Raw genomic sequence first — 16,716 nt, forward strand, 5'->3', positions numbered from 1 at the left:
AGGGGCCCGCCATGCCGGGCTTGCAAAACTGCTTTCATACAGTGGATATATTTTTTACTTTTGATGGGAAGGAAGATTATACATGAAAAAAGTCAATCGTATTGCAGTGGTTGGAACGGGTGCAGTTGGTACAAGTTACTGCTACGCCATGATTAATCAGGGTGTTGCAGAAGAGCTTGTTTTAATCGATATTAACGAAGCAAAAGCAGAAGGGGAAGCCATGGACCTGAACCACGGCCTGCCATTTGCGCCTACGCCGACCCGCGTTTGGAAAGGTGATTATTCCGATTGCGGCACTGCCGACCTTGTTGTCATTACGGCAGGTTCCCCGCAAAAACCGGGCGAAACAAGGCTTGATCTTGTTGCCAAAAACGCAAAAATTTTTAAAGGCATGATTAAGAGCATCATGGACAGCGGCTTTAACGGGATTTTTCTTGTTGCCAGCAACCCGGTTGACATTTTGACATATGTAACTTGGAAAGAGTCCGGCCTGCCGAAAGAACATGTTATCGGTTCGGGCACAGTGCTTGACTCCGCGCGTCTCCGCAACTCTTTGAGCGCCCAATTTGGAATTGACCCGCGCAATGTGCATGCTGCGATTATCGGCGAACACGGCGATACGGAACTTCCGGTATGGAGCCATACAAATATCGGTTACGATACGATTGAAAGCTATCTACAAAAAGGAATTATTGACGAAAAGACGTTAGATGACATTTTTGTCAATACGAGAGATGCGGCTTATCATATTATTGAACGAAAAGGGGCCACATTTTACGGCATCGGGATGTCCTTGACCCGGATTACAAGGGCAATCCTGAACAATGAAAACAGCGTATTGACGGTCTCTGCATTTCTTGAAGGCCAATACGGAAACAGCGATGTGTACGTTGGCGTTCCGGCCATCATCAATCGCCAGGGCATCCGTGAAGTGGTTGAAATCAAACTGAACGAAAAAGAACAGGAACAGTTCAATCATTCTGTAAAAGTGCTAAAAGAAACAATGGCACCGGTATTGTAAGCATTTGTGCCGGCCGGGCTTCATGGGAGGCCCGGCTTTTTCTTTGAAAAAAATCCCGGCGCCTGCTTAAGGCGGACTGCCGAAAAAAGTGCCCATGCTTGCCCCGCTTTCCGGGAAAAGCATGGGCCTGTTTTTTGCCGGGGTTAGGAGCGGGCCTGCCATAGGCGGATATAAAAAAGCAACCTTGAATCGATTCAAGGCTGCTTTTTCTTAATTCAATATGATCACTTTGACCGTACGGCGCCCCCATGCGATGGAAGCTTTTTTGTTCGGCATCAGGACATCGATGATATGGCCCTTAATGGCACCGCCGGTATCGGCTGCGATGGCAACCCCGTATCCTTCAACCCAGACTTTGCTGCCGAGCGGAATGACCGACGGATCGACAGCGATCAATTTCATGTTCGGGTTTTTCTTAATGTTATATCCCAAAGCGGTAATATCCAGCTTCGTATCTTCATGGTTATAAGATGTCGCCGTCACATAGAAGGATTTGCCTTGTGGCGTGCTGTGGCCGGAAGATGCGGTGGATTTGGTTCCGGCCGTTTTCCCGGCACCGGCTTCCGCTGGTTTTTTCGCTTGTGTTTCTGCTGTTTTTTCAGCTTGCGCTTCCGCTGCCTTTTCGGCTTCAGCTTCGCTCGCTTGTTTTGCGAGGGCTTCTTCCCTTGCTTTTGCGGCCGCCTGCTGTGCCTTTATTTCTTTTTGCAGGTTGCTGATTTTCGTATTCAAGTCGGTTTGTTTTTGTTCCGCTTTTGACAGCTCATTTTGAATGCTGTCATACTTCGATTTTAATCCCGACAATGCTTTTTCCTTTTCTTTTAAATTTGTTTGCAGTTTTGCCTGGCTGCTTTTCAAGTTTGCCTGCTCCTGTTCGAGCACTTTTTCCTGGTCTGCAATGGCTTTTTTATCGGCTTCAATTTTCGCAAGGTCCGCTTTTTGCTGATCCAAAAGGCTTGTATCAGCGTTCAGCAGTGTCGCGACTGCACTGACCCGGTTGATCAGGTCGCCAATGCTTTCCGCGTTTAAAATCGTTTCAATCACATAGTCGTATTGGTTGTTTTTTTGCATGGCAACGAGGCGTTTTTTAATCACGCCTTCCCGTGCAGAAACTTGGTCCTCCAGCTTTACGATTTCCTCTTTTTTCTTTTCAATCAAATCTTTTGCTGACTGGATTTTCGCTTCAGTTGCTGCGATATTTTCTTTATTTTTCTGAATGGATGATTGCAATGCGTCCCAGTCTTTTTGCAAATTTTCCATTTTGCTTTCGACGGCTTTTTTCTCCGATTCTTTCTTTTGAATGGTTTGCGTATTTTCATCCAATTTTTTCTGTAAGGAACCTTGATCTGTTTCTGCATAGGCATTTAGTTGCGCCGTGCCAACGAATATGGCAAACGCCATAACTGCAATTCGCCTTTTTAAGTGCATAAGACAACTCCCTTCTCCGTACTCTTGTTATAACACAAATAGGCAGAAAGGAAGATTACAATACGATTAAATTCATATTACGAGAATGAAAACGAATTCAATCTATGTGAAAAAGGGAAAAGATAGATTTGGGTGCTTTTTCGGCTAATGATGGGCAGTTATAAGGCTTTTGCCTCCGTTTATGGCTGTTGAGGGGAAATCCTTCAGGCAGGATCGTTCTACAGCGCGGTTGTGTTAAGCTTCCGTTAAACTTTCCCTTGACACAACAGCTCCTTAGAAGGAAAAATAAAGCAGGGGGGATTTGGATTGACCGCTAACCATCCCTAACGAAATATTCTTACGCTTTGTCTAATCCGTTTCCGTATTTGGTGATGCTGTCTGATTTGAAAACTTTAAATTTTCGTTTTTCGTTTTGCTGTTAGCGTCCATCTTTTTGATGGGGATATTGGCATGATTGGCATTTCGGTGAATCAGGCCGGGCAAATAAATAGGGGGATTCTTAATTGAAAATAAATTTAATGTTTTTATCCCAGATTACGAAAGTAAAATAGTAATTTAAAATAAAAAAGTGCCCCATCCTTTGGTATAATTGATTTTGAGAAAAAAACAATAACCAAGAAAGGGGGCACCTTTAAGGTGAATTATATCATTCCTGTTTCAAGAATTAAATATGAATTCAATTTAAAGAATAGTACAAAATTTAGTGGCATCCTCCCATTTCTGCAATTTCTGGAACGGATGAAAATCCAGCAGACTTTCCGGGGGTTTGATTGCTTAAAGAAAGACAATGCCAAATTTCCTCTAAGTAAAATATTTGTATATCTGATTGCGGGCTGGATGACAGATTGCTCCCGTATGTTTCATTTTCAATCACTCCAGAATGACCCTTTGATTCGTGCTTTCTTAGGAGGAAAATGCCCGCATTATACGCTTTTAAGCAAGGATCTATTAAGGTTGGAGAAAATCGAAGATGCTGCCATAGAATTCAAAGAACGGGTGATGGACATCATCGAACCATGGCTGGATTCCGATCTCATTCTTGACTTTGATTCAAGTGTCGAAACGGTTTATGGAAACCAGGAGGGAGCGAAAATCGGGGTGAACCCCCATAAGCCGGGCAGAAAAAGCTACCTCCCCCTTCTCGTTTTTGAAGGAAAATCCCATCTTTGCTTAAACGGTGTGCTAAGACCGGGAAACGTCCATTCAGCTGACAACGGAATTGAATTTGCCGAGGAAACCTATCGATTGCTTTCCGCTCAGTACCTTATCCGGTACGCCCGTTTTGACAAGGGATTTGGCGGAGAAAAGTTTTACAGTTATTGGGAGCAGCGGAAGATTAACTACGCCGACAAACTGAAATGGACATCAAGATTGAAAAAGTATGTTGAAAACGACAATTCTCCGTGGATCCGGTATGTTGATGATGAGCTGATTGTTATAGAGGGAAAAACAGTCTACTACCAAGCAACTTCCTGGGAAAAGCCAAGAAGAGTTGCGGTCATCCGAAAAGCTGACAAGTATGAGAAAGACCAGCTTCAATTGTTTGATTTTCTCTGGGATTATGAAGCCATTGTGACAACGATGGACTGGGAACCTATGGATATTTGGAGATTTTACAATCAGAGAGCCTGTCTGGAAAACTATATCAAAGAGTCTAAATATGGTTTTTCGATGGACAAGATTCCAACAGATTCTTTCGGGGCAAATCATATGGATCTTCTGATTAAATTACTGGCGTCAATTTATTCGAGATCTTTAAAAAGGACCATTGCCCGGCTGCGTTCAAGTCCCATACCATCAGGCGGTTTCGAAGAGAGTTTATTTATTCGGCCGGCGTGCTGACGTCTCACAGCCGGAGGGTCTCATTGTACATTTGTGAGACATATGCCCACAAATGGGCATTCCGGAAAATGATTCAAAGTGTGCGCATGATTGATTGAGAGACAGGAACTGAATACTGGAAATTAAAAAGCCCGCAAAGGTGGGGAGGGGGAAAGTATACCTTCAACCACCTGAAATTATAGATTTGGATTCCATATTTTACATTTACTTCCACGTGTGTGGATTTTAGCTATCAAATCGCTGCACTTTCGTAATTTGGGATTATACTAAATTTTATGCGATTTGTTTGCCTTTAAGCGGAAATTTCGTCACGGATTCAGGGAAATAATAAATGAAAAGATAAAGGAATACAATAAGATTTGCCCAAACTCAATGCAAAGGTACCCTATTCGTTTAGAAGATTTAAAGAAGGCAAAGAAAATTTGGTGATATAACCGTTTCATCCCAGGCATTGATCACTCCAGAAAAGATAAGCGAATGCGCTTCGTAACTGTTTAAGCACCGAAAACATGATGCAGAGCCGGTTGATGGTTGTTATAACGTTCTTATTGACAGAATATTGACGAGATAAAAATGTTCACATATAATATTTGTGAACATGAATCTCAAAAAAGGACGGTATATGGAGCGATGAAGAACTAATCTGATTTTACGGGAGATTACTCATGAATAGGCTAAAAAATGAGGAAACCTGGAGAATTGGATTGGTCTGCGCTTTTTTACCGGTCAAGCATAAATTACATGAGCTTCTGTTGTTAAGACGGGATGCTTATGTGTGTTTTTTGATACGGTTTTACGGGCTTTTTTTGAATCCAACCTCTCCAGGATTTTTGGGGAGGTTTTTGTATGGAAATTTTTGAAGCGAGGAATATCAGCAAAAGTTTCGGGGATCGTACGCTATTAAAGGATATTTCTTTTAAAATAAAAACGGGCGAAAAAATCGGGCTCGTTGGTTGGAACGGTACTGGGAAAACAACGCTCGCCAAAATTCTGCTTGGCCAATTGGAAGCGGATAGCGGTACCCTCTCTAAATTTCCGCCATCATTAAAAATTGGCTATCTCCCACAAATGGCAGGTGCCGGAGATGTGACCGGGAAAAATTTCGCAGAAAACGGGGAGATATTGCATATTGCAAGTGAACTTGGACTTTCCCGGCTTCAAAGCTGGAATGAAGAAAGAAAAAAGGGGATGAGCGGGGGAGAACGCCTCAAACTGGCGCTGGCTGAAATTTGGGCTGCCCGGCCGGAGTTTGCCATTTTGGATGAGCCAACCAATCATCTTGATGAAAGAGGCACCGACTGGCTCGCTGATACATTGGCTGCCTTCAAAGGGGCCGCCCTGATCATCTCCCATGACCGCTATTTTCTGGATCGGACGGCAAATAAAATTTTTGAATTGGAGGATGGAAAGCTTTCCATTTATGAAGGCAACTATACCGCTTTTTATAAGAAAAAAGCATTTCATGTGCGACAGCAGAAACAGGCATATGAAAAGCAGCAAAAAGATATAAAGCGGGTGCAGCAGCAAATCACTGCGCTCAAGCAATGGTCGGATAAAGCACATCGGGAAGCGGGAAAAGGGGACAACATAAAAGAATTCGATGGGGTAAGGGCAAAGAAAATAGATAAACAGATAAAATCCAAGCAAAAAAGGCTGGAATCTGAGCTTTCAAAACACAAAGTGGATAAGCCGAAAGAAGATGCCGACATTCGCTTCGACTTTAAAACGCGCCAAAAACGCGGGCAAAGAATTCTCGAAGTAAAAGACTTAACGAAAACCTACGGAGATCGCGTTTTATTCCGGAACAGCCGTTTTTATGTAAATGACGGCGAGCACATCGCTTTATCGGGGCCGAATGGATGCGGCAAAACAACACTGATCAGAATGTTGCTGGGGGAAGAACCGGTAACTTCCGGGGAAATTTGGAAAAGTGGTTCGCTCCGGATTGCATATTTAAGCCAGGATATGCAGGGTCTGCCACTTGAAAAAACAGCACTTCAATATATTGGCACGGCGGACCGTGATGATATATCAAAAGCAAGGATGACTTTGGCAAATTTGGAGCTGGGGCCGGAAAAAATATCGAAGCCACTCGCATTCCTTAGCATGGGTGAAAGGATAAAAGTAAAGCTTGCGAAAATGGTTTTAGAAGCATATGATGTTTTAATTTTAGATGAACCAACAAACCACCTTGATTTGCCAAGCCGGGAGCAGATGGAAGACACACTGTCGATGTTCCAAGGAACGTTGCTGGTCGTTTCGCATGACCGTTATTTTATTGAAAAACTGTGTAATAAAATGCTGTTGTTTGATGATGGACGGATTCAGCGGGTGGAAGCGGGGAAAAGAGAAGGCCGCGAAAAAGCAGCACAGCAAGAAAGAAATGAAGAATTGGCCGTTCTGGAGACAAAAATTGCCGAGTACATTGGAAAAATCAGCTTATGTGCTCCGGGCAGTACGGAATATCAGGAAATGGATAAGGAACTGCAGAAATTGATGGAACAAAAGCGCAGACTGCGGCAATAAAAAACGTGAAAAAGAAGCAGGGATCTGCTTCTTCTTCAATTCAGACAGGACAGGAAGGAATATTCTGCCGGCTAAGGATCCATTTTGATGTTTAAGAAGCCAAAAAAGTGCTGAACTTTTCGATTTTCATTCATGTGTAGCCGTGCCGTTTTGGTATGATGATAGGAATAGGTTTTGAATGAGAAGAGAGGAATTTCTTATGGAAATGGTGGAAAAAGCAATTGAATTTGCGGCAAAAGCACATGAAGGCCAATACCGGAAAGCGTCCGACCTTCCGTATATTGCGCATCCGTATGCGGTTGCCATGATGCTTTTAACAGAAGGCTGCCGCAAAGAAGTGGTCACAGCAGGGCTTCTTCATGATACGGTTGAAGATACTGCGGTGACAAACGAGGAGATAGAAGCTGAATTTGGAAGCGATGTTGCCCGCATTGTTGCAGCCTGCACCGAACCGCCTAAAAATGTGCGGTGGGAGGAACGAAAACAGCATACCATCGAGCGATTAAAAACGGCAGAAGAGGAAATTTGTATGCTCATATGTGCAGATAAACTCCACAATTTGAAAACGATACACGAAGGATTGCGAAAAAATGGGGAGAGCGTGTGGAACGCGTTCAGCCGTGGGAAAGAAAAGCAGGAATGGTACTATCGAAGTATTGCAGAAAGTATTGCGTTGAACCATTCTTTTCCTTTACTGGAGCAGCTGCAGGCGGAAATAAAGCAGGTTTTTGGACATGAATAAGGTGCAGGGGAAACGGACATTGCCTGTGAAATAACGGACTTGCTGCTTGTAAAACCGCAAAGTGAGGGCACCGGCTTTCATCCGTAATATTTACGTTACTGCAGACGCCTGCTTGTGCGGGCCGCAAATCAATTACATAAGAAAAATGGCTTGTTTGACGCTAGCCTGTGCGTGTCCTGAGACGCACAGGCTTTTTTGCATGTACATGACAGTTCAAGCGGTTGGAAAACATAAAGATACAACAACACTTGGAGGCTGCCAATGAAAAAGGTATGGAAGATTTATGCAACTGATTTGAAAAAAATGACAACAAACTGGGCAGCAAGCCTGATCATTGCCGCCTTGATTATTCTTCCATCATTGTATGCCTGGTTTAACATCAAGGCATCCTGGGACCCATACGGCCACACAAAAGGAATTGCGGTAGCCGTTGTGAATTTGGACCGGGGGACAGCGATCAACGGAAAAAAAGTACACGCCGGGAATGAAGTTATAAAAAAGTTGAAACAAAATAAAGCGCTCGGCTGGAGGTTTGTGCAGGAGAAGGAAGCCGCACGCGGCGTAAAGACCGGAGAATATTATGCGAGCCTGACCATCCCGGAAAATTTTTCGGAAAAACTGGCTTCCATCCTGGGTGATAAGCCGGAGAAACCGGTCATTACTTATACCGTTAATGAAAAAATCAATGCGATTGCGCCTAAAATAACAGGGTCGGGTGCGTCTGCCATTACACAGCAAATTAGTGCGCAATTTGTAAAAACCGTTAGCAAAGCGATTTTTACAATGTTTAATCAAATCGGCATTGAACTTGAAAGGGATTTGCCGGATATTGAAAATTTTAAAGCATGGGTTTTTAGATTGGAGGGAGACATTCCGGAGCTTAACCGGATCATCAGGACGGCAGATCGGGATATTACGAAAGCAGACGCAGTAAGAAAACAGGCAGAAGGCGCGATGCCCGATGTCCTGCTGCTTGCAAAACACGGCAAAACCGTCTCAGGGGACATGTCCCGCTTTTTTGGAAACACTGGAAGTTTGCTTGAGCAGACGGATACCGTGATCAAAACCGGACTGGAAGCACTGAATGCCGCCCCTGCTGTCTCGAACCAGGTGAGTATGCTGGCGGACAAAACGAAAATTGCAGAAACAGCGCCAAAAAATACGATGATCTTGCAAAATAGCAAACAGATCTCTGACGCGTTCAGTGATTTGCTCCGAACCGCTGCTGAAGAAACCGGTTCGGAGCATCTTAAGCGTATGGCAGCCCGGTTTACTGCACTCAGCCAATCCTTTCAAAAACAGCAGGACCTAAACGGGAAAATTCTCCAACAGGCCCATAACGGGTTGCTGCCGGAAGCATTGCAGGCAGATCTAAAGCAAGAAGCCGGCCGTGCCGGGGTCATTGCAGGCAGCCTGATTGGAAACGATGGTGCCAACATCGCCGCGGATTTAAAAACATTTGTGGCGCAAGCCGGGCAGGACAGTGCAAAAGCAAATAAACTGTTTCAGAAATTGGAAGGCAGCCTGCCGGATATCCAGGCGATTCTCCGCGATACGAAAACTGGGCTTGCAATCGGGAAGGCAAAATTGAAAACGGCTGAAACGGAACTGCCGGCTGCTGAGAGAAAAATCAGGGAACTGGCTGATAAAATCCGGTCGTTTGAAAAACAGGGCAATATAGATCAGTGGATTCAATTGCTGAAGAACGATGCACAGGAAGAAAGCGGATTTTTAAAGCAGCCGGTATCGCTGAAAGAAAAAGTGCTATACCCTATCAAAAATTACGGTGCGGGTATGGCTCCGTTTTATACGGTCCTGTCTTTTTGGGTGGGGGCAATGTTATTGGTATCCCTGCTGTCGGTTGAACACCATCATGGCGGCGCATATGCCAGCTGGCAAGTCTATTTCGGCAAACTGCTGCTGTTTTTAACGATTGCGCTTTTCCAGTCGGCGATTACGGCGGCGGGTGATCTTTTTATTTTGCATGTGGATGTGCAAGAAAAAGCCTGGTTTATTTTGTTCGGTATCGGTATTGGCGCTGTTTTTAATGTGATGGTCTATACACTCGTTTCTGTTTTTGGCAATGCGGGAAAAGCACTTGGTATTGTCCTGCTTGTCCTGCAAATTTCCGGGTCGGGCGGCACTTTTCCAATCCAGATGGAACCGTCTTTTTTTCAACATATTCATCCGCTTTTGCCATTTACTTATGGGATTGGCTTAATGCGTGAAGCGGTTGGCGGAATGCTGATGGAAGCAGTGATCACAGATATCGTTTATCTGGCAGGATTTCTGGCAGTTGCGCTTATTTTCGGGACTGCAGCCAAGAAACTGCTCAGCCGTATGACCGAACGTTTTGCAAGAAAAGGGAAAGAAAGCGGGTTGTTCGAATAAACCATATGAAAAAAGCAGAATAGACAAGAAAAATGAAAAGAGACATGAAAAGTGATGTTGGCTTATAATAAGAAAGAAGAATATTTAGGAGGGGATTCAATTGGCGATTGCCGATATTACGATATTTCCGGTCGGAACGGATTCAACAAGCATCAGCAAATATGTGGCGGAGATTGAGAAGGCGCTCGGAAAAGAACAGGGAAGGGTGAAAATCAAGCTGACTCCGATGAGCACTTTAATAGAAGGGGACATCCATGACCTGTTTGAAATCATTGAAAAACTGCATGAAATCCCTTTTTCACATGGCATAAAGCGCGTTGAAACGAATATCCGCATCGACGACCGCAGGGACAAACAGCTCACGATGGAAGGAAAACTGGCCTCCGTCGCCGAAAAACTTGACCAATAAAAAACCGGCACAAGGCCGGTATGATAAAAGGAGGTTTGGCCAGGCTCTGGGGGAAGCCCGGCCAAATATGGTTTGCTGCAATTCCTTGCCGCTGTCCTAAATGTAAAACATGAAAAAGAAAAACTTGTGAAATGAACATGATAAAATGATGAGAATTTCCCAGGAAAAAACAAAAAGCGGACCGGGGCCCGCCTTTTGAATTGCCAAAATTTTATCCGTGCAAAAATTTTACACAAACCGCTTCCGGAACGGGGACATCCTTTTGCAGCAAAGTGAGGATCCCGGTTTCTGGATCGCGGGCGTATAAAACGAGCGTGCCCGATTCCTGGTTTGCAGCCACGATAAATTTTTCGGTCGGGTCAAGCACAAAGTCGCGCGGCCAGCTTCCTTCGGTTGAGGTGTACTCGACAAGGGACAGTTTGCCGTCCGGCCCGGCTGCAAACACGGCAATGCTGTCATGGCCGCGGTTTCCGGCGTAAACAAAACGGCCGTCGGAAGAGAGATGGATTGCGCTTCCCTGGCTGTTTTCCGTAAAATCTTCCGGAATCGTTTTGATATACTGGACATCTTTAAACGTGCCGGAAGCTTCGTCAAATTCGAGCACAATCACTTCATTGCTCAATTCTGTCATGCAGTAGGCAAATTTCCGGTCCGGATGAAAGGCAAGATGGCGTGGGCCGCTTCCCGGGCGGACGGAAAGGACGGCTTTTTCCGTTAATTTGCCGCCATCATGTGCGTACGTTGTAATCGTATCATTGCCGAGGTCCACCGCAACGACATATTTTTCATCCGGGGTAAAGCCTGCAAAATGGACGTGCGGTTTTTCCTGGCGTTCCGGGTTCGGCCCGGAGCCAGTATGTTCGATAACACTTGCTGCCGGCTGCAGGCTGCCGTCTTCGTTTGTCAGATAGGCGTTGACCGTCCCGTTATGGTAGTTGGCGGAGACGACCGTTTTCTTTGCCGAATCCACGCTGACATGGCATGGGGAGGCGCCGCCGGATAATTCTCGGTTCAATTCCGTTAGAGCACCGCTTTCCGCATCAATTGAAAAAGCCGCAACCCCGCCCTGGCTGCCTTCTTTGACAACGGCATACAGATTGCGGTTGTCTGCCGTGATATTGAGATAAGTCGGGTTGTCCAGTCTGGCGGCAACTTTTACATCTTCAATTTGCTTTTTTTCTGTATTGAGGGTAAAGGTGTAAATCCCTTCGCTGGCGCCTTTTGTATAGGTGCCGGCATACCCTGTCCATTTTGTTTTTCCCATGGCTGATGCTCCTTCCAATCTGTAATGTGAATATTATAACATAGAAAACGTTTCCCGTTCATTCAGGCGCATTTCCTGGTACGATGTCATGAGCGAAAAACAGGGTGATAAACGGGAAACATGCTCAAAATTGCCGGCATGCAAGCGGAAATATGGCAAATGTTTCATTTTTGTATCAAAATTGAAAGCGAACTGAAATTTTTTGCCGGAGATGTTTTGATAAAATAAAGTAATCGACAAAATTCTACACATCGCTGCATCCCGGATGCAATATGATAGAGATATAAAAGGCCGTGTGAGGAGGAAAATCATGAAGCCGGAAGACCAGTTTGTCCAAAAATGTTATTATGAAACGTTTATCAAAGAAGGGGAAGAGCGCCATCCGCTTGAAGTGCTCGGGGAAGCGTTCGAAAAAGAAAACGCCCTTGAAAATGCCGATCTTTCCTATATCCGCTTTGCACAAGGGGAAATTTATTTTCATTATAAAGATTATGAAGCAGCCGTTTTTAAATGGGAAAGCATACATAACGACTTTGAACCTTGGGCGCAAAAAAACATGGGGGATGCTTATTTTGAACTCGGTCTCAGCAGCATGGCCGAAGAAATTTACAAGTCGGTTCAAACAGACTCCATCGTGTTAAAGACGGAGATCGCGCTTCAGCTCATCTCGCTTTATATGGAGGAGCAAAAGCATGATCAGGCTGTCCAGACAATCAAACAAGCGGTCGCCATGAACCCGGATTATCCGAATGTGACGAAAATCGCCCGTGCCTACTTTGAAAAAAACGAAGACTGGATGAATGCGGTTGAACTGGCTGTCAATGAATCCATCCGCACTGAATCGCTGTTTTGGTTTCAAATTTTAAAGTCGTATATTGAAAAAGGGCATACCAAGACGATTACGCCGGATTATTTTCGGGATGCGCTGTCCGTTTTATACAAGGTGGATCAAATTCAGTTTGAACAACTTGCGGTTGCGCTTTGGCGGTCTTACGAAACGGAGGGCGCGTATCTCGGCTGGCTCCGCGAATTCAACGACCTTTTCGCCGGGCTTGAACTCCATTCGCTTGAAACGTGGCACGAGCTGTCTGCCATTTACGGGGAAACCTATTTTTCTTTAATCAGCGGCAGCTATCTGTTAAAACAACTGGCACCGGTGATGCCGGGCATTTTAACGAACTGGCTGCGGATCACGGACCAGGCGCACGCCCTTCAAGCATCCACTGCGGTTCTCGCATGGGTCGATCTTTTTCCGGGCAGCATCGGGCCGCAGCAAATTGCCGATGCGGAAACGATTTTGAATCATGCGGAGCAAACATTGGATCAGCTTGAATATGCGCTCCGGCTCTTTGATTCCATTATGCAATGGGCAAAAAGGAACGGGCTATCCGTCAGCACTCGTTTGAAATGGATGGCGAGGGAGCTGATTGACTTTGATGTCCAGCACATTCTCGTTACCGGCATGAACGGCAGTGGCAAGACGGCCTTCATCCAGTCGGTGCTGGCCGACCCGCTCCCCGAACGGCCGACACAGTTTGTGATGGCGGTGCGCCATGATGATGAACATGCGCTTTCTGTCATCTCGGACAAAGGCATTTCGCCTGTAACGGAAGAGGACAATGCGGCGCCGGAGCCCGGAGATATGCTTGAATGGCGGGGCCCGAGCCGGTTTTTGGAAGAAAATGCGCTTATTTTTATCGATACTCCCGGGCTGAACGGGCCGGGGCGGGGAAAGGCATACGAGTATTTGCGTTTTGTTGACGGCGTTTTATTCGTTTTAAATGCAAATGATCCCCTTACAGACAAAGAAGCGGATATGTTGTTGAAAATGAAGGAACAAGTGCCCAGGTTAACGATTCACTTTTTGCTGTCCAAAATGGATATGATTTACAGCAAGCAGGAAGCGGCAGATTTAGTAGAAGAAACAGTACAAAAGGTGAAAACGATTTTTCCGGAGGCAAACTTGCACCCTTATACGTCCAATTATGCATCCCGGGAAGCAGGACTGGATCTTGCCCGCTTTTTCCGGCAAAATTTCAAGCCGGAAAACCTGGAAGAAAGCCGGATTGAAAAACTTTCGCACTGCATCCGGGAATCGATTGCCGATCTGCTGAAACAAAGGCTGCAAAATGAACAGCATCTGGTAGAGTCAATCAACCGGCATGAAGATCTGTACGCAAAATTAAACGGAGCGGCAAACCAGCTTCAGGATGTCATCCATGAACAAACCGAGCTTGTCCGCTCGTCCTATCACAGCATGACGCGGAAAATCCGCGATGAACTGCAAAATAAGATTCCGGAAATTTTACGGAAAAGCGCCGATTTTATTAAGCCGGACAGTGATTTTCGGAAAATTCATCTCGAGTTGAATGAAGAAATGAACAACCGGATCCGGCACTTTTTGCAGACGTCCATTTCCCCGAAATACGAGGAGCTGGTGACGGAGTGGATAGAAGCGTCGGAAAGGGAATTGCAGCAAAGCCAGGATTATCTTGATGAAATGGCGGAAGGGTTTAACAAGTTGTACGGGGAAGAGATTCTTGCGCTTGCCTGCGATTTTAAAATTATGGAGGACTGGCGGCGTGATGCGGATCGGATGGCAAACGGAATTCCTTTTGAACCGGTCAATATATTGTTGCGCCATACGCCGCAGCAGGTCCTGTTAAAGAGCGCGGGCAAATTGTTTGGTGTGCTTTCGCAAAACAAAACAATGCTGTATAACCGCTATAAAAAATTTATCGAAAGCGAAGATTATACGGAAATTGCAAACCTTGTCACGAATAAAGTGATGCTGCAATTCGAGCTGTTTGAACAAGGGCTTGAGCGCGATGTCCGCCTGTTCTTTAAAAATCCGGAAACGGTTCTCCGCGAAACGATTGCGGAAACAGGGGCGGCCATTGCCGAGACAAAAGAGATGCTGGAGAATATGAAAGAAAATCCGGAAGTGTATCAGGATCCGCTGAAATTATTCGAACTGAAACTCCGCCAGTTTGAATGGATGCAGCTCGGACAGAAAACAAGCGGGAAAGTGTAAACTTTTCGCAAGACGATGACGGGGCAGGCACAGGGCTTAAGGGGAAACAGGGCTTGCTGAACGCATGGCGAAAGTGCGGATTCAGTAAGCCCCAATATGATCAATAAATGAACCGCCTGAATTTCGCCGGAAACACATGCATGAACCGGTTTGGGAACAGAAAATGAACCGGCCGGATGTTGCGGAAAGCAGATGGATGGAAGCGGCCGAAAATTGTTGAATGAACAGCGCCCATATGCGGCGTTGTTTTTTTATCCTATTTTTCGGGTGTACCGGGCGTTTTCACCTGAAGCAGCGTGGGTTCTAAAAGTGTATTAAAGATAAGCTCCTTTTGCAGCTCTGAGGAGTAAAAATTTTTCGTGATAATTTAAGTATCCCCCCCAAAAATACGGCCAAATATGTAATAATTTAAATAATTAGAGCTTGCTGGACGAATATTTTGGCATGGCTTAGTGACAAGTCGAATACAAGCTAAAATTTGATTCGTTCAGCAAGCCCTAATTAAACTTGGCTGTTTTGAGGGGGTTTTTATTTTGGTTACTAGAAAAGAAAAAAGAAATCGTGAAAAAGAAGCAAATTATTTTTTCGAGTTCCTTAAAATTCAGAAGCATTTTTTCAAAGACCTGATGAATAACCTAAAAAAGGTAGCAGACCACCGACATCAAAGCTATATCACTTATGGTCCAGAGGTCCTTTTATTTACGATGATGTTGAAAAATATGACCGGCCTAAAATCCATGAGAAACATGAGTGAGCGTTTTAATAAAGAAGAATGTATTAAAAATGTAGGGAAGGTGTTAGGCTTAGATTCTCTTGAAGAACTTCCACATTATGATACAATTAACGACTTTTTATCTGGCTTAGATGTAAATGAATTAGAAAAAATTAGAACGTATATGATTAAAGAATTATTGAAAAAAAGGTCTCTCGAGTCTTATCGAATTGAAGGAAAGTACTGGGGTGTCATCATTGATGGAACTGGATTACACACCTTTCATGAGAAACATTGTAAACACTGCCTGAGACGGGCATATACAAATAAAGAAACAGGAGAAACGAACGTACTTTATATGCACCATGTACTTGAAGCCAAGCTTGTCGTGGGGGATATGGTCTTCAGTATTGCCTCCGAATTTATCGAAAATGAATCAGAAAATGTTTCTAAGCAAGATTGTGAATTAAAAGCCTTCGACAGGCTGGCAAAGAAAATAAAAAAAATATTTAAAAGACTACCGATTTGTATCTTGGGAGATAGTCTCTATGCATGTGAAACGGTATTTAATCTGTGCAGGGCGCACAAATGGAAATATATATGCAGATTTAAGGAAGGGAGAATTAAAAGTATCTCGACGGAGTTTAAGGCAATAAAAGAGCTGGAACAAAGTAAGGATCAGAATTCATTAGTTTGGGTGAATGATATTGCCTACAAAGACAGAACGGTCAATCTGATGGAGGCCACAATGAAAACAGAGGATGGGAAATCGAAAGAGTATGTATTTATAACGGATATTAAAATCACGAAAAAGAACGTGGAACGACTCATCGCTGCAGGAAGAAGCCGCTGGAAGATTGAAAATCAAGGATTTAACGAACAAAAAAATAATCGTTACAATATAGAACATGCCAATAGCCAAAACTACACAGCCATGAAAAATCATTATTTATTAGTTCAAATAACAGATATTATTAGACAGCTGTTTGAAAAAGGTTCGTCAATCTTAAAAGCACTCAAAAAAACGGCAAAAGAAAAATCCTCAAATCTGTTGGAATCGTTTCGGACACGCATTTTAACAGACGAGGATTTCACCCATTTAAGTAAGCCAATACAAGTAAGGTTTACTTAATGGTTATATTATAGCAAAGGATGTGATGTAAAAAAAGGTTTTTTTGAAGTTATCCACAATTTTAAAAAAGAAATTTGCAAATTCGGCTCTTTTTGACTTTGAAAGCAGAAAAAATAGATGGAAAAATTTTCTAAATGTGGATAAGTCATTTTATCATAAAACATCTAAAAATTGATGAATTTACTCTTCAGAGCTGCTCCTTTTGGCAAAAACTTGAC

General features: G+C 44.2%; 9 protein-coding genes and 1 pseudogene. 8 read left to right on the plus strand and 2 right to left on the minus strand.

The window, feature by feature from the left end:
- Positions 1-82 precede the first annotated feature (82 nt).
- Positions 83-1,021 (plus strand): L-lactate dehydrogenase, encoded by a 939-nt coding sequence (locus NSS95_RS02860; protein ID WP_046721206.1) that lies wholly within the window; start codon positions 83-85, stop codon positions 1,019-1,021.
- Between the two features lie 210 nt (positions 1,022-1,231).
- Here the strand turns inward: NSS95_RS02860 and NSS95_RS02865 are convergent, their stop codons facing one another.
- Positions 1,232-2,446: a 3D domain-containing protein gene (locus tag NSS95_RS02865; RefSeq protein ID WP_046721207.1), complete on the minus strand. Its 1,215-nt coding sequence runs from the start codon at positions 2,444-2,446 to the stop codon at positions 1,232-1,234.
- A 636-nt stretch (positions 2,447-3,082) separates the two neighbouring features.
- On the opposite strand from NSS95_RS02865, the pseudogene NSS95_RS02870 reads away from it, so the two are divergent.
- The 5 genes and pseudogenes from NSS95_RS02870 to NSS95_RS02890 all read left to right on the plus strand — a co-directional run bounded on the left by NSS95_RS02870 (position 3,083) and on the right by NSS95_RS02890 (position 10,356).
- A pseudogene (locus NSS95_RS02870) lies at positions 3,083-4,386 on the plus strand (IS1380 family transposase).
- Between the two features lie 748 nt (positions 4,387-5,134).
- Positions 5,135-6,814, plus strand: coding sequence for a ribosomal protection-like ABC-F family protein (abc-f, locus tag NSS95_RS02875; RefSeq protein ID WP_340713777.1), 1,680 nt, complete (start codon positions 5,135-5,137; stop codon positions 6,812-6,814).
- Positions 6,815-7,013: 199 nt separating this feature from the next.
- Positions 7,014-7,556, plus strand: coding sequence for an HD domain-containing protein (locus NSS95_RS02880; protein ID WP_340713778.1), 543 nt, complete (start codon positions 7,014-7,016; stop codon positions 7,554-7,556).
- Positions 7,557-7,817: 261 nt separating this feature from the next.
- Positions 7,818-9,947: a YhgE/Pip domain-containing protein gene (locus NSS95_RS02885; RefSeq protein WP_340713779.1), complete on the plus strand. Its 2,130-nt coding sequence runs from the start codon at positions 7,818-7,820 to the stop codon at positions 9,945-9,947.
- 100 nt (positions 9,948-10,047) lie between these two features.
- Positions 10,048-10,356, plus strand: coding sequence for an MTH1187 family thiamine-binding protein (locus NSS95_RS02890; protein WP_017551986.1), 309 nt, complete (start codon positions 10,048-10,050; stop codon positions 10,354-10,356).
- A 211-nt stretch (positions 10,357-10,567) separates the two neighbouring features.
- On the opposite strand, the gene NSS95_RS02895 is transcribed toward NSS95_RS02890, so the two are convergent.
- Positions 10,568-11,620, minus strand: a complete 1,053-nt coding sequence (locus tag NSS95_RS02895; RefSeq protein ID WP_017551984.1) for a lactonase family protein — start codon at positions 11,618-11,620, stop codon at positions 10,568-10,570.
- Positions 11,621-11,930: 310 nt separating this feature from the next.
- Between NSS95_RS02895 and NSS95_RS02900 the strand changes: the two genes are divergently transcribed.
- Entirely contained in the window at positions 11,931-14,654 is a 2,724-nt protein-coding gene (locus tag NSS95_RS02900) for a GTP-binding protein (RefSeq protein WP_211062531.1), read from the plus strand.
- Between the two features lie 533 nt (positions 14,655-15,187).
- Positions 15,188-16,498 carry a transposase family protein gene (locus NSS95_RS02905; protein ID WP_014095824.1) on the plus strand — a complete coding sequence of 437 codons (1,311 nt, stop codon included), beginning with the start codon at positions 15,188-15,190 and terminating at the stop codon, positions 16,496-16,498.
- Positions 16,499-16,716 lie beyond the last annotated feature (218 nt).

Origin of the sequence: Weizmannia sp. FSL K6-3076 (assembly GCF_038007245.1) — a bacterium.
Lineage (GTDB): Bacteria > Bacillota > Bacilli > Bacillales > Bacillaceae_C > Weizmannia > Weizmannia faecalis.

Coding starts and splice junctions, on each gene's coding strand:
- NSS95_RS02900 (WP_211062531.1), top strand. CDS start 11,931: ATGAAGCCGGAAGACCAGTTTGTCCAAAAATGTTATTATGAAACGTTT.
- NSS95_RS02885 (WP_340713779.1), top strand. CDS start 7,818: ATGAAAAAGGTATGGAAGATTTATGCAACTGATTTGAAAAAAATGACA.
- NSS95_RS02880 (WP_340713778.1), top strand. CDS start 7,014: ATGGAAATGGTGGAAAAAGCAATTGAATTTGCGGCAAAAGCACATGAA.
- NSS95_RS02860 (WP_046721206.1), top strand. CDS start 83: ATGAAAAAAGTCAATCGTATTGCAGTGGTTGGAACGGGTGCAGTTGGT.
- abc-f (WP_340713777.1), top strand. CDS start 5,135: ATGGAAATTTTTGAAGCGAGGAATATCAGCAAAAGTTTCGGGGATCGT.
- NSS95_RS02865 (WP_046721207.1), bottom strand. CDS start 2,446: ATGCACTTAAAAAGGCGAATTGCAGTTATGGCGTTTGCCATATTCGTT.
- NSS95_RS02895 (WP_017551984.1), bottom strand. CDS start 11,620: ATGGGAAAAACAAAATGGACAGGGTATGCCGGCACCTATACAAAAGGC.